The organism is Sphingomonas azotifigens NBRC 15497 (assembly GCF_002091475.1).
Taxonomy (GTDB): domain Bacteria; phylum Pseudomonadota; class Alphaproteobacteria; order Sphingomonadales; family Sphingomonadaceae; genus Sphingomonas; species Sphingomonas azotifigens.
This window is the reverse complement of record NZ_BCTR01000058.1, coordinates 1-23,059: the sequence shown is the minus strand read 5'-3', so window position 1 is coordinate 23,059 and position 23,059 is coordinate 1. Positions and strand designations below refer to the sequence as shown.

The following is a 23,059-nucleotide window of genomic DNA, read 5'->3' as shown; positions in this document are numbered from 1 at the left end:
GGGCATGAGTGTCGCGCGCGCGTTTTCGCTGACGGTGTTGCTGCTGCCCCTGCTGCTGTCGGCCTGCATCTTCGGCGGCGGCGGCGACAAGCGGCCTGCACCTGCCCCCACCCGCCCCCGCGGCAGCCCGCCGATCACGCTCAATCGGCCGACACCACGCGAGACCCAGCAATGCTTCACCGATCTGTCGCGCGCGGGCGTGCGGTTCAGCGCGATGCCCGATCGCGATTATGGCGGCGGCTGCATCGTCGAGGGAGCGGTGCAGCTGATCGACATCGGCGTACCGGTCGGCGGCATCAAGGGGATGCGCTGCCCGCTCGCCCGCGCCTTTACCGGCTGGGTGCAATATGCCGTCGCGCCCGCCGCCCGGCAGATTCTGGGCAGCGACCTGGTCCGCGTCGACACCTTCGGAACCTATGTCTGCCGCGCCATCGTCGGCAGTCCGCAGGCGTCGACCAAGCTTTCCGAACATGGCCGCGCCAACGCCGTCGACGTCTCGGGCTTCGTGCTGAGGGACGGGCGGCGGATCACCATCCTCAAGGACTGGCAGAATCAGGATCCGGCCGTGCAGCGCTTCCTGGAAACGATCCACGCCTCCGCCTGCAGGCGTTTCGCTACCGTATTGAGCCCGAACTATAATTACGTCCACCACGACCATTTCCACCTCGACATGGGGCGCGGACCGTTCTGCGCTTGACGCTTTCCAAGCGGAGCGGATGCGCCTAATCCGCCGGTAATGAGCGATACGAGAGTCCCGTCGCGCGTCTTCCGCCCTGCCCAGCAGGAAGCCGAAGCTGCCAACACCGCCACCGGCACGCCCCAGACCGAGCACCCCGCCTACCGGCTCGCCTTCCAGGACATGGACTTCCTGCTGCGCGAGGACCTGCGGCCGGTGCGCTTCCAGCTGGAGCTGCTCAAGCCGCAGCTGCTACTCGACGAGGCGAACATCGCCTCGACCTTCGTGATCTACGGCTCCGCGCGCATCCCCGAGCCTGCCAAGGCCGAGGCGGTGCTGGCGCTTGCCGAGACCGAGCAGCAGAAGCGCATCGCCGAAAGCCTGGTCGCCAAGTCCAAATATTACGACGTCGCGCGCGAACTGGGCCGGCTGGCGAGCAACTTCCCGGTAGACACCGCGGGCAAGCGGCACTTCGTCGTCACCTCGGGCGGCGGCCCGTCGATCATGGAAGCGGCGAACCGCGGCGCGCGCGATGTCGGCGCGGAGACGATCGGACTCAACATCGTGCTGCCGCACGAACAGGCGCCGAACCCGTATGTGACGCCGGGCCTGAGCATGCAGTTCCACTATTTCGCGCTGCGCAAGATGCACTTCCTGCTGCATGCCCGGGCCGTCGCGGTGTTTCCGGGCGGCTTCGGCACCTTCGACGAGAGCTTCGAGCTGCTGACGCTGATCCAGACCGGCAAGGTCGATCCGATCCCCGTGCTGTTCTACGGCAAGGAATTCTGGAACCGCGTCGTCAACTTCGAGGCGCTGTGCGACGAGGGCGTGATCTCGCCGCGCGACCTCAACCTGTTCCGCTTCTGCGAAACCGCCGAGGAAGGCTGGGACATCGTCCAGGACTTCTGGCGCAGCAAGGAACGTTCGGGCGCCTGACCGCTGCCCGAAGTTTAGGAAGTTTAGGCTCTCCGCGCGCATCTGGGCGGGGAGCCTCGAGCTTGCAGGATCAAAGAGCGGTCGGGGTTGCCCGACATGAGAACAAATAGGGGCCAACGCGCCTTCGGCAAGGCCATCCCATGATCCTTCCTCTCGCGCTGGATCGAAGCTGCGCTATAGCCCAGCCATGACCGATCCGCTGACCCGCATTGCCGAGGCACTCGAACGACTGGCGCCGCCGCCCGCGCCGCCTGCCGATCTGGAAGCGCACCCCGCCTATGTATGGCGCGGGCGCGACCTCGTGCCGGCGCGCAGCTTCGCCCCCACCCCGCTCGCGCTGCTGCAGGGGGTGGAGAAGCAGCGGGCGGCGCTGCTCGCCAATCTCGAACGGCTCGCCGCCGGCCATGCCGCGCAGGACGTGCTGCTGTGGGGCGCGCGCGGCACCGGCAAGTCGGCGCTGGTCAAGGGCGCGGTGGCCGAGGTGCAGGCACAGGGCGGGCGGCTGGCGCTGGTCGAGGCGGCGACCACGCATCTGGACACGCTGCCCAACCTGTTCGCGCTGCTCGCGCGCACCGATCGGCCGTTCGCGATCTTCCTCGACGATCTCGGCTTCGACGCCGCCGCCGATGCGCGGGCGCTGCGCTCGCTGCTCGAAGGCGGCGCGGAGGCGCGGCCCGCCCATTGCCGCCTGCTGGTCACCTCGAACCGCCGCCATCTGCTGCCGCGCGACATCGAGGCGCAGGCAAGCGCGATCAACCCGCGCGATTCGATCGACGACGATCTCGCGCTGGCCGATCGCTTCGGGCTCTCGCTCGGCTTCCATGTCGTCGACCAGGACACCTATGTCGCGATCGTGCGCGGCTATGCCGAGGCGCACGGGCTGACGTTCGACCCTGCCGAGGCAATCCAATGGGCGACGCGCCGCGGCAGCCGATCTGGGCGGGTTGCATGGCACTATGTCGTTGAACTCGCGGGACGCCAGGGCAAGCGCCTCTAACCGAAACGGACCCCGATTCCCCCAATCTGGAATGAATTTTGCCGATCCGTCTCACAATGAGACAGACGGGCGGGACGGCGTGCGCGTCTGCAGCGGCACAATGCTGCGAATGCACAAACCGCCTGCAGTAGACAGCACCCGCACAATCCGTGGCTGTTTTGTATAACAGATAAGCAACTACCGTCCCTTGCCGCTGATCGTTGCCAAATCCGGCATCGAGCTGCGGAACAAGATCACGCCCCCGAAAGCCCCATTTAGAGAAGCAGTGCAACATGAGTACCTGCATATATATGCAGTATGTAAGATCATTGTACCTGTGGGCAGCCAAGTTACTCTCAACTCAAGCCTAAGCATAATCGAGTCGCGCTGCGTAATCTCTTACGAACATGGGGGTAACGAACATGCGTATACGTGCCACGCTTGTCACTGCGACAGCTTTGCTGATCGCAACACCATCTGCACAAGCGGCCTATATCATCGGAGGCTTCAGCGTTGACGGGCCCGTAAGGCCGGTAGGCGACCCCAGCATGGCGAAGGCGACAGGGCTGGATTTCTTCTCGCTGCTTAGCCCTGGCAATACCGGCCTAGGTGTGCCTGCGCAGATAACGTCGGCCCTGGGCAGCGGCACTTTTTCGGGTCTTTCATGTATTTTGTGCGGCACGATCAAGGATCTGCCGAACTTCTCAGTGGGCCCTATCTCCAATTTCATACAGCTCAACAACGGAGCCTCGTTCGATCTCGTGTCGATCAACTCCGTTCAGCAGAGCACGATTCCCCAGCCGAACTTGGCCATTTTTGCATGGGGCACGCTCCGCTTTGCCGGCTACCAGAATACGCCTGCGATACTGACGCTGACGACCCAGGGTGTCGGCAGCACGACCTTCTCGTCGATCGCCATCAGCGCCGTGCCGGAACCGGCAAGCTGGGCGATGATGATCGCCGGCTTCGGCCTGATGGGCGGCCTGCTCCGCGCATCCCGCCGTTCGGTGCGAGTCCGCTACGCGAACCGCTGACCGATTCCAGCTCCCGCCATATCGGCCCCGTCGGAACCCTCCGGCGGGGCTTTTTTTTGGACCGCTTTAGCCCAAGCCCTCGACCATCTCGGCGAGTTCCAGCCAGCGCATCTCGGCCGCGTCCTTCTCTTCGCGCAGCTTGGCGATGCCCTCGCTCAGCTTTGCGAACTTGGCCGGATCCTTGGTGTAGAGCGCCGGATCGGCCAATGCCGCCTCGTCGCGGGCGATCGTCTGGTCGATCTCCTCGATCCGCTTGGGCAGCAGCTCGTAATCGCGCTGGTCCTTGTAGCTGAGCTTGGTGCGCGGCTTGGGCGCCTCGGGAGCGGGTGCAGCGGCGGCGGGCTTGCTCGCCTTCTTCGCCTCGATCCGTGGCCGCCGCTTGGCTTCCCAATCGGCATAGCCGCCGACCACCACGTCCACCGTGCCGCTGCCGTCGAGGCCCAGCGTCACCGTCACCGTGCGATCGAGGAAGTCGCGGTCGTGGCTGACGATCAGCACCGTGCCGGCATAATCGGCGATCACTTCCTGGAGCAGGTCGAGCGTCTCGAGGTCGAGATCGTTGGTCGGCTCGTCGAGCACCAGCAGGTTGGACGGCCGGGCGAATTCGCGCGCGAGCAGCAGGCGCGAGCGTTCGCCGCCCGAGAGCGTGCCGATCCGCGCCTCGGCGATGCTGGGGTCGAACAGGAATTCCTTGAGATAGCCATGGACGTGCTTGCGCGCGCCCTGCACGTCGATCCAGTCGCCGCCGTCCGCCAGCACGTCGCGCACCCGCTTGTCCGGCGCCATCAGGCTGCGCTGCTGGTCGATGATGATCGCGTCGAGCGTCTGCGACAGCTTCACGCTGCCCTCGTCGGGCTGCAACTCGCCGGTGAGCATCTTGAGCAGCGTCGACTTGCCCGCGCCGTTCGATCCGACGATGCCGATCCGGTCGCCCTTGGTGACGCGAAAGGTCAGGTCCTTGATGATCGTCCGCTCGCCGAAGCGCTTGGTGACGTGCTTGGCGTCGATCACCACCTTGGTCTGGTTGCCGTCCGAGGCAGTGGCAAGCGCGGCGGTGCCCTGCGGGCCGGTCATCGCGGCGCGCTCGGCGCGCATTTCCTTCAGCTTCGACAGGCGGCCCTGGTTGCGGCGGCGGCGGCCCGTGACGCCGCGCTGGAGCCAATGTTCCTCGATCTTGAGCTTGGCGTCGAGCCGCTGGGCGTTGCGCTCCTCCTCGGCATAGACCTGCTCGGTCCATGCCTCGAACCCGCCGAAGCCGATCTCGGCGCGGCGGATGGAACCGCGATCGAGCCACAGCGTCTGGCGGGTCAGACGGGTGAGGAAGGTACGATCGTGGCTGATGACGACGAAGGCGCCCTTGTAGCGCGTCAGCCAGTCTTCCAGCCATTCGATCGCGCCGAGATCGAGATGGTTGGTCGGCTCGTCGAGCAGCAGCACGTCGGGATCCTGTGCCAGCGCGCGAGCGATCGCGGCGCGGCGGCGCTCGCCGCCCGAGGCCGTCGCCGCCTCCCGGGACAGGTCGATGCCGAGCTGGTCGGCGATCGCCTCGGCCTCGTGCTGGGCAGGGGCGTCGTCGCCGGAGAGGACATAGTCCATCAGCGTGGTGCAGCCGGCCATGCGCGGCTCCTGCTCCAGCAGGATCACGCGGGTGCCGGGCACGATCGTGCGCCGCCCCTCGTCGCTGTCGATCACGCCGGCGATCAGCTTGAGCAGCGTCGTCTTGCCCGCGCCGTTGCGGCCGATCAGCGCGAGCCGATCGCGCTCGCCGACATGCAGGTCGAGATTGCGGAAAAGCCAGCCGGATCCCTGAACGAGACCCAGCCCTTCATAGGAAAGCACCGGAGCAGCCATGGTGCAGCACCTAGGAGGCGGCGGGCGCCCCCGCAAGCGTACAGGTGCGGGACAGGCCGATGCACCAATGCCACAATTGCCGAACCGCGGCTGACGTTCATGTTCAGGGGCTATTCAATGCCCGGACCCTATGCCATTCCGATGCCGATGTTGGTCAAACCCGTTCTGATCGCGTGTCTTGCGAGCCTCGCGCTCACGAGCCCGGTCATCGCGCGCCCGATCGGCGCGGCGCAGGATGACGGCCAGCGTGCGGCACGCGAGCGGCGGCTTCGCGGCCAGAATCTGCCCGCGCGCGAGATCGAGCGGCGGGTGATTCCGAAGATGCCGGGCGCGCAATATCTCGGATTCGACTATGACCCCGAGCACGACGTTTACACACTCAAGTTCCTGCGCAATGGATCGGTCATCTGGATCGAGGTGGACGGCCATACCGGCCAGATCCTGCGCCGCATGGGCAGCTGACACTAGAAAAGGACGGGACAGCGAATGCGACTTCTGATCGTCGAGGACGAACCCAATCTCGGGATCCAGCTGCGCACCGCGCTCGAGGGCGCGGGCTATGCCGTCGACCTCGCGACCGACGGCGAGGAAGGCCATTTCCTCGGCTCGACCGAGCAATATGACGCGATCATCCTCGACCTCGGCCTGCCCGAGATCGACGGGCTGACCGTGCTCGACCGCTGGCGCAAGGAAGGCCGCACCATGCCGGTGCTGGTGCTCACCGCGCGCGACAGCTGGTCGGACAAGGTGGCAGGCCTCGATGCCGGCGCCGACGATTATGTCGCCAAGCCGTTCCAGACCGAGGAACTGATCGCCCGCCTGCGCGCGCTGATCCGCCGCGCCTCGGGCAACGCCTCGGCCGAGCTGACCGCCGGCGACATCCGCCTCGATACCCGCTCGGGCAAGGTCACCAAGGCGGGCGAGCCGGTGAAGCTGACCGCGCAGGAATACAAGCTGCTCAGCTACCTGCTCCACCACAAGGGCAAGGTGGTCAGCCGCACCGAACTGATCGAGCATATCTACGACCAGGATTTCGATCGCGATTCGAACACGATCGAAGTGTTCGTCACGCGCATCCGCAAGAAGCTGGGCGCCGATGTGATCACCACCATCCGCGGCCTGGGCTACAGCCTGGACGAAGCCAGCTTCACCTGAGGCGCGCTGCGTGGACGCGACGCTGATCTCCGGCGAGGAACCCGAAGCGGCGTCCGCGCCTGCCGAGACGGGCCCGCGCGGGCACCGGCCGGTGCGGGTCACCGGATCGGTCAGCCGGCGCATGCTGCTGGTGGCGACGGCGTGGATCCTGCTGCTGCTCGTCGGCGGAGGGCTGGCGCTCGACCGGGTGCTGACCGGCGCGATCACCCGCAACTTCGACGACCAGCTCGATTATCTCGTCTCGTCGATGATCGTCTCTGCCGAGGTCGGATCGAACGGCGAGGTGGTGATGAACCGCGAACTCGCCGACCAGCGGTTCCTCGAACCCAATTCGGGTGCCTATTGGCAGATCAGCGGCAAGGGGTTCGAGCCCTTCCCCTCACGCTCGCTCTGGGATCGGCGGCTCAAGGCCGATGAGGTGCACAACGACCGCGAGATGCACTTCTACGACAGCAACCAGTTTGCCGACCAGAAATTGCGCATCGCCGAGCGCGACCTGACCCTGCCCGGGTCACCGGTACGCTGGCGCTTCCAGGTGGCGGAGAGCCGCGACGTGCTCGACGCGCAGATCGCCACGGTGCGCCGCACGCTGGTGCGCAGCTTCGCGCTGCTCGGGCTGGGACTGGTGGCGATGGCCGCGCTGCAGACCTGGTATGGCCTGCGCCCGCTGCGCAAGGTGCGGCGCGAAATCGCTAGCCTGCGCGCGGGGCGGACCCAGCGTGTCGGCGGGCCGATGCCGGCCGAGGTGGGACCGATGGTGGACGAACTCAACGCGCTGGTCGAGCATAATGACCGCCAGGCCGAGGAGGCGCGGCGCCATGCCGGCAACCTCGCGCACGCGCTCAAGACCCCGCTCAGCGTGATCATGAACGCGGCGGCCGCAGGGCAGGCCGACCTGCCCGACACCGTGATCCGCGAGGCGCGGACGATGCGGCGGCAGATCGACCACCACCTTGCCCGCGCCCGCGCGGTCGGCCGCCGCGGCAGCGCGCACAGCCGCGCCGAGGTATGGCCGTCGATCGAGGCGGTCGAGCGCGCGGTGGCGCGGCTCTATCCCAATGTCCGCATCGACGTGGACGGAGTGAAGGACGCGGTCGCGCATATCGAGCGACAGGATCTCGACGAGATCCTCGGCAACCTCGTCGAGAATGCCGCCAAGTACGGCGGCGGCAGCGTGTTCGTCACGGCGCGGCTCGAGTCGGGCTTTGTCGAGATCCTGGTCGAGGATGACGGCATGGGCATCCCCGAGGCCGATCGCATCCGCATCTTCGATCGCGGCGTGCGGCTCGATACCGGCAAGCCCGGCACCGGGCTCGGCATGGCGATCGTCCGCGACGTGGCCGAAATCTATGGCGGCACCGTCAGCCTGGAAGAGAGCGACGATCTGGGCGGCCTGCTCGTCCGCCTCCGCCTGCCCGCCGCGGGCTGAGCCTCAGGCCGGCTCGACCGCCCGCATCGCCTCCGCGGCGATCTCGAGGCTGCGCTTGCGGGCCTGATGATCGAACATCGCGCTGGTGAGCATCAGCTCGTCGGCCTGGGTGCGATCGAGGAAGGCCTCGATTTCGCGGCGCACCTTGGCGGGGCCGCCGATCGCCGAGGCGGACAGCACATGGTCGAGCACCGCATTGCCCTGCGTGCCCAGGCTTTCGCGATAGCCGCGCACCGGCGGCGGCAACTGGATACCGCGCCCGGTGGTGCGGATCGCGACGAACGCCTGTTGCTGCGAGCTGGCGAGATATTCGCCCTCCTCGTCGCTGTCGGCGGCGAAGACGTTGAAGCCGAGCATGACGTGCGGCTTGGCGAGCGCCGCGGACGGGCGGAAGTTGCGGCGATAGACCGCGATCGCCTCGTCGAGCAGCCCCGGGGCGAAATGCGAGGCGAAGGCATAGGGCAGGCCCAGCGCGGCGGCGAGTTGCGCGCCGAAGGTGCTGGAGCCGAGGATCCACAGCTTGACGTCCGCGCCCGCGCCCGGGGTCGCGCGGATGCCGGTGCGGCCGTCATCGGCGAGATAGCTTTGCAGCTCCATCACGTCCTGCGGGAAGTCATTGCCGTCGCTCGACAGGTTGCGGCGGATCGCGGCGGACACCCGCTGGTCCGAGCCCGGCGCGCGGCCCAAGCCGAGGTCGATGCGGCCGGGGAACAGTGCGTCGAGCGTGCCGAACGCCTCGGCCACCTGCAGCGGCGAATGGTTGGGGAGCATGATCCCGCCCGCGCCGATGCGGATCGTGCTGGTCGCATGGCCGACATGCGCGATCACCACCGCGGTCGCCGCGCTGGCGATGCCCTCCATGCCGTGATGCTCGGCCATCCAGTAGCGCTGGAAACCGAGCTTCTCGGCATGCGCGGCGAGGTCGGCGGCGTTGGCGAGCGCCTGGCCCACGGTGCCGCCTTGGACGACGGGCACCAGATCGAGCAGGGAATATGCGGTCATGGCAGGGATGTGGGGACGCCGGCGCAGCGTTGCCAGAGGGTTAGTCCTTCAACTCCCCTCCCGCTTGCGGGAGGGGCAGGGGGAGGGTGCGTGCTGGAAGCGAGCGCGAACGCTTAAGAAGGAGCGCTGCTGCCCAAGCCCTCCTTCGCACAGAGTCGCCCGCTACCCTCTCTCACCCTCCCCTAACCCCTCCCGCAAGCGGGAGGGGGATTTGTAGGGGCCCTCACTCCGCCGGCTGGACCTCGTCGTCGCCGGGCTTGTGGTCGATGGCCCCATGCGGCCCTGCTGCCGGCCCGAGCACGCGGCTGCCATCGTCGCCCGGACGATAGGTGAGCAGCCGCCGCGAGAGCCGCGGACCGAGCCAGCCCTCCAGCCCCACCGCGAGACTGAACAGCGCCGGCACGATCACCAGCGTGAGCAAGGTCGAGACGATCAGGCCGCCGATCACCACCACGCCCATCGGCGCGCGGAACGACGAGTCGCCGTTGAGCGAGAGCGCGGTCGGCACCATGCCCGCCACCATCGCGATCGTGGTCATCACGATCGGCTGGGCGCGCTTGCGGCCCGCATCGATGATCGCCTCCATCTTCGGCACGCCCTTCTCCATCTCCTCCAGCGCGAAGTCGACGAGCAGGATCGAGTTCTTGGCGACGATGCCAAACAGCATCAGCATGCCGATATAGACCGGCAGGCTCACCGGCATGCCCAGGACCGCCAGCATGATCAGCCCGCCGAGCGGCGCGTTGAGCAGCGAGCCCATGTTGACGATCGGCGAGACGAAGCGGCGATACAGCAGCACCATCACCGCGAAGACCAGGAAGATGCCCGAGGCCAGCGCGACGATGAAGTTCTGGATCATCTCGCCCTGCCACTTGGCCTGGCCCACCGTCATTTCGGCCACGCCCACCGGCAGGTGCTGCATGATCGGGAGCTTGTGGATCTCCTTCATCACGTCACCCGAGACATAGGGCTTGCCCGTCTTCGGATCCATGGCGAGATCGGCACCCACCACCAGGCGGCGCTGCAGGTTGAGTCGCTCGACCTTGGTCGGCCCGGCGGCGAAGCGGATGTCCGCCACCGCCGAGAGCGGCACCGAGCCGCCGGTCTGGGTCTGCACGCGCATGTTCTGGAGCGTGTCGAGCCGGGTCCGCGAATCCTGGTCGAGCGCGACGCGGATCGGGATCTGGCGGTCGGATAGCGAGAATTTCGCGCTGTTCTGCTCGATATCCCCCAGCGTCGCGACGCGGATGGCGTTGGACAGCGCGGCGGTGGTCACGCCCAGATCGGCGGCGAGATCGAGCCGCGGCGAGATCACGATCTCGGGGCGCTGCAGATCGCCCGAGATGCGCGGCGCGACGACCGACTTCAGGCCCTCCATCTGCTTCATCAGCGTGAGCGCGGTCTTGTTGAGCAGTTCCGGATCCTCGCCGCCCAGCGTCACCGTCAGGTCGCGACCGGTCGAGCCCCAGCCGAACTGCGAGCGGAAATTCACCCGCGCATCGGGAATGGCGAGCAGCTTGGGCGCCACGCGCTTCTCGAACTCGGTGCTGGTTTCCTTGCGTTCGGCGCTCTTCTTCTCCGCCAGATCGGCGGTGACGCGGCCACTGCCGACCTGGGTGCGGGCATAGGTGTGCTGCACGCCCGGCTCGGCGCGCAGGATCGCAGCGACCTGCTGGACGACGCGATCGGTCTGATCGAGCGTGGTGCCCGGCACCATCTCGATCGTCGCGGTCACACTGTCCTGGTCCTGCGCGGGCTGGAAGGTCTGCGGCATGGTGACGAGCAGCAGGATCGTCCCTGCCAGCGACAGCACATAGCCGAGGATCGCCGCCCACCGATGCATCAGCGTCCATTCGAGCAGCCGGACATAGAGGCGCATCACCGGCCCGCCGCCATGTTCGACATGGCCGTGCGCCTTCAGGAAATAGGCCGCGACCATCGGTGTCAGCATGCGGGCGACCGCCAGCGACATCAGCACGGCGGCAACCACCGTCAGGCCGAAATTCTTGAAGAACTGGCCGGAAATGCCCGGCATCACGCTGACCGGCAGGAACACCGCGACGATCGACATCGTCGTCGCCAGCACGGCAACGCCGATCTCGTCCGCCGCGTCGATCGACGCCTGATAGGCGGATTTGCCCATCCGCATATGGCGAACGATGTTCTCGATCTCCACGATCGCGTCGTCGACCAGGACGCCGGCCACCAGGCTGAGCGCGAGCAGCGTCATCTGGTTGAGCGTGAAGCCCATCATGTCCATGAACCAGAAACTGGGGATCGCCGACAGGGGAATCGCCAGTGCCGAGATCACCGTCGCCCGCCAGTCGCGCAGGAAGAGGAACACGACGACGACGGCGAGCACCGCGCCTTCGATCATCGCCTCCATCGCGGTGTCGAACTGCTGCTTGGCGTATTTGCTGTAATTGTCGAGCAGCTCGAAATGGACCTTCGGGTTGGCCTTTTCGAGCGCCGCAAGCTTCTTCTGCGACTCCTCGAAGATGGTAACGTCCGAGGCACCCTTGGCACGCTGGATATCGAACGAGATCACCGGATGCCCGTCATAGCGCGCGAAGTTGCGGCGTTCTGCGAATCCGTCCTTCACCGTCGCGATATCTGCCAGGCGCACGGTGCGGCCATTGCCGGTGGCGATCTGGGTCTGGCCGAGCGAATAGGCGTCCTTGGCGTTGCCGACGACGCGCAGCGACTGTTCGAAACCGGAGATCTGCGCGCGGCCGCCCGCCGCATTGAGATTCACCTGGCGCAGCTGCTGGTTCACCTGGCTCGCGGTGAGCCCGAAGCTCGCCAGCTTCACGGGATCGAGCACGACGCTGACTTCCCGGCTGACGCCGCCGTTGCGCTGCACCGCCGCCATGCCGCTGATCGACAGCAATTCCTTCGACACGCTGTTGTCGATGTACCAGGAAAGCTGCTCGACGGTCATGTCGCTCGCCGTCGCGGTGAAGCTGGCGATGTCGTTGCTGCTCGCGCTGTCGACACGGCCGACCTGCGGCTCGAGGATGCCGTCGGGCAGGTTGCCGCGGATCTGCTGGATCGCGCTGCGCACGTCTTCCACGGCGCGATCGATCGGGGTGCCGATCGCCAGCTGCACCACCGTCTGGCTGTTGCCTTCGGACACCGTCGAGTTGATCTCGTCGATCCCCTGCAGGCTGCGGACGGCGGATTCGACCTTCTGGGTGATCTGCGTTTCGAGCTCGCTCGGCGCGGCGCCGGGCTGGCTGATCGAGATCCAGACGATCGGAAAGTCGATGTCCGGGCTGTTGTTCACGTCCATCCGGCTGAAGCTGACCAGCCCGGCGATGGTGAGGAACAGGAACAGCACGATCGGCGGGACCGGGTTGCGGATGGCCCAGGCCGAGATGTTGCGAAAGCTCATCGCGCCGATCCCTTACTTCTTCTGGAGCTGGGGTATGACCTTCTGGCCCGGGTTGAGGAACGCACCCGCGGTCATCACCACACGCTCGTTGCCGGTGAGCCCGCCGACGATCCGGACGCCCTGATCGGACACGTCGCCGGTCTTCACGTCGCGGCGCACCGCCTCGTCCTTGTCGTTGAGGATGTAGACATAGGCGCCCTGCTGGTCGCTCTGCACCGCCGATTGCGGCAGGATCACCGACGTCACCGCGCCGGCGACGATCCGCGCGCTGGCGAAGCCGCCGGGGCGCAGCGCCGGGTTGTAGGGCAGCGCGATGCGGGCGATGCCGAGCCGGCTGGTCGGATCGATCACCGGCGAGACCTGCCACACCTGGCCCTTGAAGCTGGTTTGCGTACCGACCGGCGTCACTTCCGCCGGGGCACCGACATGGAGCTTCTGCACGTCCGCTTCGGACAGCTGGGTGCGCAGTTCGAACTGCCCGTCCATCGCCATGCGGAACAGCGTGCCCGAGCCCGAGCTGACGATCTGGCCCGGCTCGATCTGGCGGGCGAGCACCAGCCCGGCTTCGGGCGCGCGGATGTCGAGCCGGCGGTTGCGCGCCTGGGTTTCGGCGAGCTGCGCCTTGGCGACGCGGACGCGGGCCAGCGCCTGATCGCGGGTGGCGGTGCGCTGATCGATGTCCGCGCGCGAGATGAATCCGTTGCCGACCAGTTGCTGCGCACGCTCCAGGTTCGCCTGGGCGAGCTTGGCATCGGCCTCGGCGACGCGGATCTGCGCGGCGAGCGACTCGGCGGTCTGCGCCTGCACCGAGCGATCGACCACCGCGAGCACCTGGCCCTTCCGGACCCAGCTGCCGGCATCGACCAGCACGCGGGTGACGAGGCCGCCCTCGCCGGCGACACCCACCGGCATCTCGCGCTTGGCGGCGAGGCTGCCGGTACCGGTGACGATGGTCGAGATGACCTGCTGGCCGGGCGCGGAGACGGTGACGGTCAGCAGCTGGCTCTGCGCCTTGCCGCCCTTGGCGGCCGGCACGGGCTTCGCGGCAGGCCGCATCATCAGGAAGCCGGCGACCACGACCAGCACGAATGCGGCCAGGCCGATCCAAAGCCAGCGCCGCCCGCGACGCGCCGGTTCCCCCTCGAAACCGAGTCGCTCCTGCCGATCCAACATCCCTGCCTCGTAATTCATGCGCCCACCTCGTCGAGAGCGGCGATGCGCCCCTTGCCGAACTGTATTATAGGAATATATCACCGGCGACAAGACCGGGATGATGCAGCACGTCGAAATGCCCGGTTGTTCGGGGCGACGCAAGTCACGGCCAAGAAAAAGCATGGTCCATGCAGTGCTCTGCAAATAACGCCAATCGTTTGCTTGGGCCAGGTCGTTCAGCCTGCGTTCGTCCGCAGGCGGCGACAAGCCGGTCCGTAGAGACGACAAACCACAGGAGGAACGTCCCATGATCCGCACCCTGCCGCTCGCCGCGCTGCTCGCGATCGCCGTCGCCGTCCCGGCGTCTGCGCAGACGGGCGCGACCGCCCAGCCGATCCCGGCCGACGGCACCGTGCTCGACCTCGTCGCCGAAGGGACGAGCACCCGCGTACCCGATCTGGCGCTGATCCAGGCCGGCGTCGTCACCACCGCGCCCACTGCCGGCGAGGCGATGCAGCAGAATGCCGCGCGGATGGCGGCGGTGCTGGGCGCGCTGCGCAAGGCGGGCGTGGCCGAGCGCGACCTGCAGACCAGCGCGGTCAACCTCGCGCCGCAATATCGCTATCAGGAAAACAAGCCGCCGGTGATCACCGGCTACCAGGCATCGAACCAGCTGACGGTGCGCTTCCGCGAGATCGCCAAGAGCGGCACGATCCTCGACGCACTGGTGGCGCAGGGGGCGAACAACATTGCCGGCCCGAACCTGACGATCGCGGACGAGGAGGGTGCGCTCGACGAGGCGCGGCGCGATGCGATCGCCAAGGCCAAGGCGCGGGCGACGCTCTATGCCCAGACGGCGGGCCTGAAGGTCGAGCGCATCCTGCTGATCTCGGAAGCGGGCAGCGCACCGGTGCCGCAGATGCCCATGCCGATGCTGATGCGCAGCAAGGCGGTGATGGCGGGGGCGGATACCGCGATCGTGCCGGGCGAGCAGAAGATCACCGCCAGCGTCTCGGTGCGCTTCCTGCTGAAGTAAACCGGACAACAAAAAAAGGGCCGCCCCCGCGGGACGGCCCTTTTTGTTGGTTGGTCGACGAGGGGCGCTTAGCGCACCGCGCCGCGACGCACCAGGTTGACGATCGCCAGCAGGATGACCGCACCCACCAGCGAGACCAGGAAGGTCATCGGGGTGATCACGCCGCTGTTGATGTTGCCGCCGAACAGCAGTCCGCCGACGAAGGCGCCGACGATGCCGACGACGATGTTCAGGAAGATACCCTGCTGGGCATCGGTCCGCATGATGATGCTCGCAAGCCAGCCGACGACGCCGCCGATGACGAGCCAAACGATAAAGCCTACCATTCGTCCCTCCTTTACTTGCCCGGCGACCCGGGCGACGCAAAGGAAAATTCACAAATGGTCAGTTTGGTTCCGACGCGATATTTTGCGTTGTCAAGGGAACTTTCGATCGGGTCTCCCAGGCGAGATCAGAACTTCTGCTGTCGCTCGTACAGCGAACGGTAATGCTGGATACGGGTGACGCGGAGGCCCGGCATGCCCGAGCGATCGATCGCGCGCTGCCAGCCGGCGAATTCCTCGACGGTGAGGCCGTAGCGATCGCACACCTCGTCCACGGTCAGAAGCCCGCCATTGACGGCGGCGACCACTTCGGCCTTGCGCCGTACCACCCAGCGGGTGGTGTTGGGCGGCGGCAGCGAGTCCAGGGTCAGCGGCTCGCCGAGCGGACCGATCACCTTCGCAGGACGGATCTTCTGGTTCTCAATCATCTACCAACCTCTTCGGGGCCGGGCGCCCCTGTTACGCAACCGTGAAACGACCTGTACCCGCCTGCCTTGAACATCGGCTAAAATGGCACGGTAAACGCGGCCTTCACTCCTCTCCCCAGCGGTGGAGCGCGGCTGCGACGGCACGATGGAAACAGCCATCGGCCGGCGCGAGCAGCGCCGCCACGGGGATCGGCATCGAAAGGCGGGTCTGGATCCGCGCGGTGGGGCTGGCGGCTTGCCGGCTCGTCACCACCGCCATCAGCACCGCCAGCCCCGTGGGGAGCATGGCAGCCGCTAACTCGCGGTTCGAACGGGCAAAACTCAAGTCCACCAATGCGTTTCCAGTCGTCCTTCGATCTCGCAGTATAGCGCGGGAGTGCTGAAGGGCCCGTAAAGGCCGTGAAAACGCTCGTTTAACTTCGGTTCCCTGCAGGTTTCCGCAGGACTCGGGTGGCATCCGGAGCGGGCATGCCCTATCTGGGCGGGCATGACCCCCGGTGATTTCCAGCTTGCCGAGCCGCTCTCCGGGCGGCGCATCGTCGTCGCCATGTCGGGCGGCGTCGATTCCTCCGTCGTCGCCGCGCTCGCCGCGCGCAGCGGCGCCGAGACGATCGGCATCACCCTCCAGCTCTATGATCATGGCGAAGCGGTGGGCCGCGCCGGCAGTTGCTGCGCCGGCCGCGACATCCGCGACGCGCGCGCGGTATGCGACAAGCTGGGCATCGCGCATTACGTGTTCGATCACGCCAGCAGCTTTCAAAGCCAGGTGATCGACGATTTCGCCGACGAGTATCTCGCCGGTCGCACGCCGATCCCCTGCGTAAAGTGCAACATGGGGCCGAAATTCACCGATCTGTTCGCGCTCGCCCGCGATCTCGGCGCCGATTGCCTCGCCACCGGTCATTATGTCCGCCGCCTTGTGGGGCCGGAGGGCGCCGAACTGCATCGCGCCGCCGATCCGGCGCGTGACCAGAGCTATTTCCTGTTCGCCACCACCGCTGGCCAGCTCGATTTCCTCCGCTTCCCGCTGGGCGGCCTGCCCAAGCCGGAGGTGCGGGCGCTGGCTGCCGAGCTGGGCCTGGGTGTCGCCGGCAAGCCCGACAGCCAGGACATCTGCTTCGTGCCCGACGGCGATTATGCGACGCTGGTGAAGAAGCTGCGCCCCGAGGCCGAAACCAGTGGCGACATCGTCGACGAGGCGGGGACCAAGCTCGGCGAGCATCGCGGCCTGATTCACTTCACCGTCGGCCAGCGCCGCGGGCTGGAAATTGGCGGCGCGGCGGAGCCCTATTACGTCCTTCGCCTTGAGCCCGAATCGAAGCGGGTCGTTGTCGGCCCACGTCGCGCGCTCGCGGTCGGCGCGGCGCGGATCGAGGGGATCAACTGGCTCGCCGGCGACTATCGCGGTCCGATGACCGCGAAAGTGCGCAGCCTCGCCAAGCCGGTGCCGGCGCGGATGGAGGGCGACCGGGTGGTGTTCGAGACTCCCGAATATGGCGTCGCACCCGGCCAGGCGGCGGTGCTCTATGCCGGGGACCGGGTGCTGGGCGGCGGCTGGATCGCAGAAACGGAGCGCGCACAAGCACTTGCAGCCTGATGCACCAAAGCGACAGGCGTCGGCCAAATTGCGCTGAAGCGAAGGTCTGCAGCTTGACCGTATCGGTTTTTTAGCGGATCGGAACTACTGAGAGTGCGCCGCAGCAACCGGATGGATCACCTACCATCGCGTTCAAGTGAGACCCTGCATGTCTTCGATGCTGGCCGCCCCCTGGTGGGTTGCCCAACTTGCTACCGGTGCCAAGTCGTTTCGCGATAATCCCCTCATCGGCTCGCCACGTCTGAATGCACTGGGCCTGCACCGTGCTCGGGTTCAGCTTGCGCATCGTCTCGCCTGGCTGCGGCGCGCGCGCCTTGCCGCCGGCCTGTCGCCAGCGGACCGCGCGGCGTTTGATCGCGACGGCTTCGTCATCGTGCCTGATTTCCTGCCACCCGCGATCTTCGCCGGGCTGCGGGATGCGGTGCTGGCGCAGCGCTTCGCCACGCGCGAGATGCGCCAGGGCAACACCATCACCCGACGCATTGCGATCAGCCCCGCGTTCCTGCGCAAGATACCCGAAGCACAGTCTCTGCTGCGCGACCCGCGCTTTCGCGCGCTGTGCCGCTATGTCGGCAGCTTCCGCAGCGAGCCGCTGCACTATATCCAGACGATCCTCACCGACAGCGACGTCCCCGATCCGGATCCGCAGACGCGGCTGCACGCCGACACCTTCCACCCGACGCTGAAGACCTGGTTCTTCCTCAACGATGTCGAGGATGCGGACGGGCCCTTTTCGTACGTCCCGGGCTCACACCGGCTCACCCCCGCGCGGCTCGCGTGGGAACATGCCCGCAGCCTGGACGCGCACGCGAGCAGCGACTTCCTCTCCGCGCGCGGCTCGCTCCGCGTCGAGCCGGACGAACTGCCCGGCCTTGGCCTACCCGCGGCGCAGCGCTTCCCGGTGCCGGCCAACACGCTGGTCGTCGCCGATACCTGCGGGTTCCACGCCCGCGTCGCCGCCACCCGCCCGAGCCGCCGACTGGAGCTATGGTCGTTCAGCCGCCGCAACCCGTTCGTTCCCTGGACCGGCGCCGACCTGCTCAGCATCCCCGGCATCGCGGAACGGCGGATAGATATGATGTGGCGCCTGCGCGACCGCTTCCAGAACTGGGCTGGGCAGCCTTGGCAACCTAGTGGCAACAAGTTGGCGCTAGATGATTGAGTTGGCGGGTTGGACTTGCGTCAACGCTTGCCGAGTGCGAAATGCGCCAAACGCGTGATTGAAACCGCCGCGTCGGATGCTTGCTGTATCTGAAGTGGGCGCGAGGAAATCACCAGGGGACGGGCATGGAAGTAAGTAGCGTACAGACCACCATCGATCACGGCGCCGAGGTCATCCGCGCCGAGGCGGCTGCATTGACGATGCTTGCCAATCGACTGGATAGCGACTTTTCGGCTGCCGTCGATCTACTGGTCGGCGCGCGGGGCCGGATCATCCTGGCGGGCATGGGCAAGTCCGGCCACATCGCGCGCAAGATCGCGGCAACGCTCTCGGCCACCGGCAGCGCCGCCTATTTTCTGCATCCGGGGGAGGCGTCGCACGGCGACCTGGGCATGATGCGCAGCGGCGACGTGCTGCTGGTCCTGTCCAACTCGGGCGAGACGCCGGAGGTCATGGCGGTGCTGACCCATGCCCAGCGCCTCGCCATCCCGGTCGTGGCGATGACGGCGGGGCCCAAGTCGATGCTGGCACGCAACGCCTCGATCACGCTCGTGCTCCCCGATTGCGGCGAGGCCTGCCCCGAAGGGGTCGCCCCCACCACCTCGACCACGATGATGCTGGCGCTGGGCGACGCGCTGGCGGTCGCCGCGATGCGCAAGCACGGCACCTCGCGCAACGAGCTTGCCCATTGGCACCCCGGCGGCAGGATCGGCTGGGGCCTGCAGACGCTGGAGGCACTGGTCCGCCGCATCGAACCGCTGCCGCTGGTGCGGACGGAAACCTGCGCGCGCGACGTGGTGCTGGAGATGACCTCCTGCGGCAAGGGCGTCGCCGGGGTTGTGGACGCGGCGGGCAATCTGATCGGCGTGATCACCGATGGCGACCTCCGGCGCTCCTTCGATCGCATGCTGCTGGCCGTGGCAGGCGAGTTGATGACGCGCGATCCGGTGACGATTACCAAGGACGCGACCGTCGACGAAGCGATCGCGCGGATGCAGGATAACAAGATCACCGTGCTGTTCGTGATGGAGAGGGCCGACTCGCGCCGCCCCTGGGGGCTGCTGCACATCCACGACCTCCGGCTCGGGGCCTGAGCGCAACCGCCATGGAAACGGACCGTAAGCCCGGCGGCGTGATCGTGATTCCGGCGCGCTATGCTTCCTCGCGCTACCCCGGCAAACCGCTGGCGCCGATTCGCGGCGCGAGCGGTGCGGCGCAGCCGCTGATCGCCCGCACGATCGCCGCCGCCCATGCCGCGCGGCGCGACCTGCCGCTGCACGTCGCGACCGACGACGCGCGGATCGCCGAGGCGGTGCGGACGCTGGGCGAAGCCCCGGTAATGACGCCCGAACATTGCGCAAACGGTACCGAGCGCGTCGCCGCGGCGATCGAGGCGCTCGCGATCACGCCCGATTATGTGATCAACTTCCAGGGCGACGCGCTGCTGACCCCGCCCGACTTCGTGACGGCGCTGGCCGCGTGGATGGAAGACCATCCCGACTGCGCCGTCGCCACGGTGGCGATGCACTGTTCGGCGACGGTCTACACCCATCTGCTTGCAGATCAGGCGGCCGGACGCAGCGGCGGCACGACGGTGATCACCGACGCAGCCGGCCGGGCCCTCTATTTCTCCAAGCGCGTGCTGCCGTTCCTGCCCGAGCCGCCGCAGGACGGCACCAACCCGGTGCTGCTGCATCTCGGCCTCTACGCCTATCGGCCGGAGGCGCTGCGCCGTTATCCGGCATTGGCGCCCTCGCCCGCCGAACAGGCCGAGGGGCTGGAGCAGCTTCGCTTCCTGCACCACGGCATCCCGATCGACGTGATCGCGCTGGCCGCCCCCGGCTGGGACCCGATCGAGCTCAACAACCCGACCGACCTCGCGCCCATCGAAGCAACGCTCGCCGCCCGCGGAATCGCTTGATGGCGCGGCCGGCGCCGGCGTTTCTGCGTGTGCCTCCCTTTCCGCGGGCGCGAATTGTGCCGCTCGCGACGCCCGCTGCCGACCGGAAGCGCGCAGACCCGGCGGTGGTAATCGCACGACTGCGAACGCTCCGGGTCGGCGGCGCGTTCTGGGAGGCCCAGCCCGAGCTGCCGCCCGCGCGAAACCTGCTTTTCGCGCCACGCTCGGCTGCCCAGTTGCGGTCGATGCTCGCTGCCGCGCCTGCCGGTGCGGCAGCGCGCGGGCTGACCATGGGTCCGACGGCGGCCGGCGTACATGCGATCGGTGCCGTCGATCCGTGGTGGCTTGTGGAGTGCGCGCACACGGTGTTCGCCGATGCCGAGGATGAAATCGCGCTGGTGGCAGCGCTGGCCGGGCGGCCACTGCAGGTGTTCGGAGCGGGCCGCTTCGCCGCGCTGGGCGATGGCAGCGATCCGGGGATGCTGGAGAAGGTCGTCGCGGCCGAGTTGCTGGCCGGACAGGACTACCGCGATCCATTTACCGGTGCACCCGCACCGATCGCGTCGATCCTGACCCTGCTCGGCGAATGGCGCAGCCTCATCGACGGCAACCGCGACGTTGCACGCGTGCTTGGCGTCGCCGGCTGGAAACGCGAAACCGTAGAGGCCCTGCTCTGGAGCGGCGGCAACGGGCCCAGCTATCGGGCAGGCAGCGCACGGCACGGCACCACGCTGCTATGGCGCACCCGGGTGCCCCCCGCGATGCTTCGACAGGTCGAAGCCGAGGGTGCGCCGGTCGGCGAGATCGAGGACGGATTCGTCCGATCGGTCGGGCTCGGCGCCAATTGCGTGCCGCCCCTGTCGATCGCGGTGGACCGAAGCGGCGTGCATTTCGATCCGACCCGTCCGAGCGACCTCGAGACGCTGATCGAGCGCGGCGACTTCGCGCCCGCCCTGCTCGCCCGCGCGGAGGCGCTGGTCGATCGCATCGTCACCGCAGGGCTCAGCAAATATGGCCGGAGCGGCACGCGCCTTCCCCGTCCGGCGGGCAACCGGCGCCACGTGCTGGTCACCGGCCAGGTCGAGGACGATCGCTCGGTCCAGTGCGGCGCCCCGGGCAAGACCAATCTCGACCTGCTCGTCGCCGCACGTGCCGCCGAACCCGATGCCTATCTGATCTACAAGCCCCACCCCGATGTCGAGGCCGGCCATCGCAAGGGCGCGATCGACGATGCGGTCGCCCGCCTCCATGCCGACCAGATCGAGCGCGACGCGCCGATTTCCGCGCTGCTGGACATGGTCGACGGGCTGCATGTCCTCACCTCGCTCGCGGGATTCGAGGCGCTGCTGCGCGGCAAGCACGTCGTCACCCATGGCGTCCCGTTCTACGCCGGCTGGGGGCTGACCCAAGATCTCGGCCCGGTTCCCGCACGGCGCACCGCACGCCGCAGTCTCGCCGAACTGGTGGCGGCAGTATTGATTTTGTACCCGCGCTACCTCGATCCCGTCACCCGACTCCCCTGCCCGGTGGAAATATTGGTCGAGCGCATGATCGCTGACGTTGCGGCGACGCCGACGATGCTGGAACGATTGCGTACGTTGCAAGGGAAGGTTAGACGCGCGGTCACGCGCAGGGGAACCGGGCAATGAAGCATGTGCGGCCGTTACGGCGATCCTTTCTTTTTCTGCAGGGACCGCCGGGCCCGTTCTTCTGGCAATTGAGCCGCGAACTCGAATCGCGCGGCTGCGCGGTTCATCGAATCAACCTGAACGGCGGGGACCGGTATGACTGGCCGGTGGGCGCGGTCGATTATCGCGGGCGGATGGCAGCGTGGCCGATCTTCTTCGATCGGTTCGTGCGCGAACACGATATCACCGATCTGGTTCTCTATGGCGATTGTCGCCCCATGCACTTGGCGGCGCATCGCTTGGCCAAGCTGCGCGGCATCGCGATCCATGTATATGAAGAAGGCTATATCCGGCCCGATTGGATGACACTGGAGCCGGACGGCGTGAACGGCCATTCGACGCTCGATCGCGATCCGGCCGTGCTGCGCGCCCGCGCGCGCGACCTTCCGCCGCTTCCCGATCTGCCCACGATCACCGCCAGCTTCGGGCGCCGCGCGCGCGACTCCTATTGGTATTATCACCGCGTCGTTACCGGCCGCTTCCGCTTCCCCTTCTATCGGTCGCACCGCAAGGGCATCATCATCGTCGAGGGGCTGGGCTGGATCCGCAAGTTCGCGCTCAGCCGGCGCCGCGCCCGCCAGGCCCAGGCGACGCTGGCCACCGTCGCCGACAAGCCCTATTTCCTCTTCCCGCTGCAGCTGACCGGCGACTACCAGATCCGCGAGCATTCGCCGTTCGGCACGATGATGACGGCGGCGGACTATGTGCTCGACAGCTTCGCGCACTGCGCCCCCGCCGACGCGCATCTGCTGGTGAAGGAACATCCGCTCGACTGCGGCTTCCATAATTGGCGGACCTTCCTGCGCAAGCGCGCCAAGGCGCTCGGCATCGAGGACCGGGTCCATCATCTCGACGGCGGGGATCTCGCCCGGCTGGCACGCGAATCGCGGGGCATGGTGTGCGTCAACAGCACGTCGGGCACGCTCGCGCTCTCGGCCGGCAAGCCGGTGATCGTGCTGGGCGACGCGATCTACGATGTTCCGGGCGTGACCCATCAGGGCCATCTCGACCGGTTCTGGGAAGCCCCCCGCGCGCCCGACATGGCGCTCTACGATGCCTTTCGCCGCGTTCTGCATGCGCATTGCCTGGTACGCGGCGGTCTCGCCAGCCAGTCGGCGACGGATACACTGGTCGCGAACAGCATCGACCGGCTGCTCGGCGAAGGTACCGAGGATATCGGGATGGTGCGCGAGACGGCGCTGTTGGTCTAGAGCGTTTTCGCCTTGGGCGAAGACGCTCTAATACTAGGCTGCGTTGATACCGACTCCTCCAGCCTCTCCCCGTCATCCCGGCGAAAGCCGGGATCCATTCGCCTCTCAG

Annotated in this window: 21 protein-coding genes; 14 read left to right on the top strand and 7 right to left on the bottom strand. The window is 67.3% G+C overall.

Translation table 11 applies throughout. The annotated features are described in order from the left end of the window. The first annotated feature begins 4 nt into the window (after positions 1-4). The 4 genes from SAZ01S_RS18020 to SAZ01S_RS18005 all read left to right on the top strand — a co-directional run bounded on the left by SAZ01S_RS18020 (position 5) and on the right by SAZ01S_RS18005 (position 3,622). Entirely contained in the window at positions 5-697 is a 693-nt protein-coding gene (locus SAZ01S_RS18020; protein WP_084583665.1) for an extensin family protein, read from the top strand. Between the two features lie 39 nt (positions 698-736). Further along, positions 737-1,612, top strand: a complete 876-nt coding sequence (locus SAZ01S_RS18015; protein ID WP_084583664.1) for an LOG family protein — start codon at positions 737-739, stop codon at positions 1,610-1,612. A gap of 187 nt (positions 1,613-1,799) precedes the next feature. Beyond that, the gene (locus SAZ01S_RS18010) at positions 1,800-2,609 is read left to right on the top strand and encodes an ATP-binding protein (RefSeq protein WP_084583663.1); all 810 of its coding nucleotides are present in this window, start codon (positions 1,800-1,802) and stop codon (positions 2,607-2,609) included. Between the two features lie 527 nt (positions 2,610-3,136). Further along, positions 3,137-3,622 carry a PEPxxWA-CTERM sorting domain-containing protein gene (locus SAZ01S_RS18005; RefSeq protein ID WP_084583662.1) on the top strand — a complete coding sequence of 162 codons (486 nt, stop codon included), beginning with the start codon at positions 3,137-3,139 and terminating at the stop codon, positions 3,620-3,622. 66 nt (positions 3,623-3,688) lie between these two features. Here SAZ01S_RS18005 and SAZ01S_RS18000 read toward each other — a convergent pair whose 3' ends face one another. Beyond that, a complete protein-coding gene (locus SAZ01S_RS18000; RefSeq protein WP_084583661.1) occupies positions 3,689-5,473 on the bottom strand; it encodes an ABC-F family ATP-binding cassette domain-containing protein in 1,785 nt (594 codons plus the stop codon). 141 nt (positions 5,474-5,614) lie between these two features. Between SAZ01S_RS18000 and SAZ01S_RS17995 the strand changes: the two genes are divergently transcribed. From SAZ01S_RS17995 to SAZ01S_RS17985, 3 genes are all read left to right on the top strand, one after another. Further along, the gene (locus SAZ01S_RS17995) at positions 5,615-5,935 is read left to right on the top strand and encodes a hypothetical protein (protein ID WP_084583660.1); all 321 of its coding nucleotides are present in this window, start codon (positions 5,615-5,617) and stop codon (positions 5,933-5,935) included. Between the two features lie 24 nt (positions 5,936-5,959). After that, on the top strand, positions 5,960-6,628 hold the full coding sequence (locus tag SAZ01S_RS17990) for a response regulator transcription factor (protein ID WP_064310484.1): 669 nt from the start codon (positions 5,960-5,962) through the stop codon (positions 6,626-6,628). 121 nt (positions 6,629-6,749) lie between these two features. Next, entirely contained in the window at positions 6,750-8,057 is a 1,308-nt protein-coding gene (locus tag SAZ01S_RS17985; RefSeq protein ID WP_139810134.1) for a sensor histidine kinase, read from the top strand. Between the two features lie 3 nt (positions 8,058-8,060). On the opposite strand, the gene SAZ01S_RS17980 is transcribed toward SAZ01S_RS17985, so the two are convergent. From SAZ01S_RS17980 to SAZ01S_RS17970, 3 genes are all read right to left on the bottom strand, one after another. Next, on the bottom strand, positions 8,061-9,059 hold the full coding sequence (locus SAZ01S_RS17980; protein WP_084583658.1) for an LLM class flavin-dependent oxidoreductase: 999 nt from the start codon (positions 9,057-9,059) through the stop codon (positions 8,061-8,063). 223 nt (positions 9,060-9,282) lie between these two features. Continuing rightward, positions 9,283-12,453 carry an efflux RND transporter permease subunit gene (locus SAZ01S_RS17975; RefSeq protein ID WP_084583657.1) on the bottom strand — a complete coding sequence of 1,057 codons (3,171 nt, stop codon included), beginning with the start codon at positions 12,451-12,453 and terminating at the stop codon, positions 9,283-9,285. A gap of 12 nt (positions 12,454-12,465) precedes the next feature. Continuing rightward, the gene (locus SAZ01S_RS17970; protein WP_084583656.1) at positions 12,466-13,644 is read right to left on the bottom strand and encodes an efflux RND transporter periplasmic adaptor subunit; all 1,179 of its coding nucleotides are present in this window, start codon (positions 13,642-13,644) and stop codon (positions 12,466-12,468) included. Positions 13,645-13,912: 268 nt separating this feature from the next. Here SAZ01S_RS17970 and SAZ01S_RS17965 point away from each other — a divergent pair, with 268 nt between their 5' ends. Next, positions 13,913-14,641 carry an SIMPL domain-containing protein gene (locus tag SAZ01S_RS17965; protein ID WP_084583655.1) on the top strand — a complete coding sequence of 243 codons (729 nt, stop codon included), beginning with the start codon at positions 13,913-13,915 and terminating at the stop codon, positions 14,639-14,641. A 68-nt stretch (positions 14,642-14,709) separates the two neighbouring features. On the opposite strand, the gene SAZ01S_RS17960 is transcribed toward SAZ01S_RS17965, so the two are convergent. From SAZ01S_RS17960 to SAZ01S_RS17950, 3 genes are all read right to left on the bottom strand, one after another. Continuing rightward, the gene (locus SAZ01S_RS17960; RefSeq protein WP_064310489.1) at positions 14,710-14,967 is read right to left on the bottom strand and encodes a GlsB/YeaQ/YmgE family stress response membrane protein; all 258 of its coding nucleotides are present in this window, start codon (positions 14,965-14,967) and stop codon (positions 14,710-14,712) included. Between the two features lie 125 nt (positions 14,968-15,092). Then, complete coding sequence (sciP, locus tag SAZ01S_RS17955) at positions 15,093-15,392, bottom strand: CtrA inhibitor SciP (protein WP_066721323.1); 300 nt, start codon at positions 15,390-15,392, stop codon at positions 15,093-15,095. Between the two features lie 103 nt (positions 15,393-15,495). Next, complete coding sequence (locus tag SAZ01S_RS17950) at positions 15,496-15,678, bottom strand: hypothetical protein (protein WP_245824992.1); 183 nt, start codon at positions 15,676-15,678, stop codon at positions 15,496-15,498. A 201-nt stretch (positions 15,679-15,879) separates the two neighbouring features. On the opposite strand from SAZ01S_RS17950, the gene mnmA reads away from it, so the two are divergent. The 6 genes from mnmA (at position 15,880) to SAZ01S_RS17920 (ending at position 22,950) form a co-directional block, all read left to right on the top strand. Further along, the gene (gene mnmA, locus SAZ01S_RS17945) at positions 15,880-16,989 is read left to right on the top strand and encodes a tRNA 2-thiouridine(34) synthase MnmA (RefSeq protein WP_084583653.1); all 1,110 of its coding nucleotides are present in this window, start codon (positions 15,880-15,882) and stop codon (positions 16,987-16,989) included. Positions 16,990-17,137: 148 nt separating this feature from the next. Further along, positions 17,138-18,151, top strand: a complete 1,014-nt coding sequence (locus SAZ01S_RS17940) for a phytanoyl-CoA dioxygenase family protein (RefSeq protein WP_084583652.1) — start codon at positions 17,138-17,140, stop codon at positions 18,149-18,151. Positions 18,152-18,276: 125 nt separating this feature from the next. Beyond that, positions 18,277-19,245 (top strand): KpsF/GutQ family sugar-phosphate isomerase, encoded by a 969-nt coding sequence (locus tag SAZ01S_RS17935; RefSeq protein WP_084583651.1) that lies wholly within the window; start codon positions 18,277-18,279, stop codon positions 19,243-19,245. An 11-nt stretch (positions 19,246-19,256) separates the two neighbouring features. Continuing rightward, positions 19,257-20,072 (top strand): 3-deoxy-manno-octulosonate cytidylyltransferase, encoded by an 816-nt coding sequence (locus SAZ01S_RS17930; protein ID WP_084583650.1) that lies wholly within the window; start codon positions 19,257-19,259, stop codon positions 20,070-20,072. A 56-nt stretch (positions 20,073-20,128) separates the two neighbouring features. Then, the gene (locus tag SAZ01S_RS17925) at positions 20,129-21,700 is read left to right on the top strand and encodes a capsular polysaccharide export protein, LipB/KpsS family (RefSeq protein WP_245824990.1); all 1,572 of its coding nucleotides are present in this window, start codon (positions 20,129-20,131) and stop codon (positions 21,698-21,700) included. After that, a complete protein-coding gene (locus tag SAZ01S_RS17920; RefSeq protein ID WP_084583648.1) occupies positions 21,697-22,950 on the top strand; it encodes a capsule polysaccharide biogenesis protein in 1,254 nt (417 codons plus the stop codon). The genes SAZ01S_RS17925 and SAZ01S_RS17920 overlap by 4 nt, the downstream gene beginning before the upstream one ends. Positions 22,951-23,059: the final 109 nt, after the last annotated feature.